Origin of the sequence: Acinetobacter sp. WCHAc060033 (genome assembly GCF_004209125.1) — a bacterium.
GTDB lineage: Bacteria > Pseudomonadota > Gammaproteobacteria > Pseudomonadales > Moraxellaceae > Acinetobacter > Acinetobacter wuhouensis.
The window spans coordinates 1-289 of sequence record NZ_SGSW01000214.1 but is presented as its reverse complement, the minus strand read 5'-3'; the positions used below and the strand labels follow the sequence as shown (position 1 = coordinate 289).

1 protein-coding gene is annotated in these 289 nt (G+C 42.6%); it reads right to left on the bottom strand.

Going from position 1 to position 289, the window contains the following annotated elements; genetic code table 11:
• Nucleotides 1-289, bottom strand: a 289-nt coding sequence (locus EXE10_RS21315) for an IS3 family transposase (protein WP_130114624.1), incomplete at both ends; no start/stop codon positions are given.

The following is a 289-nucleotide window of genomic DNA, read 5'->3' as shown; positions in this document are numbered from 1 at the left end:
GCGGTGAGCTTGATTAGCCTGGCTTAAATTTGGTTTGCAATATAACGCATTAATGCCCATTTTCTTCATTAAAGTACGTGTATGACGTCGTCCTATATGATGTCCTTGACGATTCAACAAATCACGCATCATACGGCTACCTGCAAAAGGGTATTGCATATGTAACTCATCCATACACCGCATCAGCTTCAGATCTGATGCACTCACAGGTTTTGGGCGATAGTAATAACAACCACGGGAGACTTTCAGCAGCTGAGCTTGCTTAGATACTGAAATCTGAAGTGAGTCA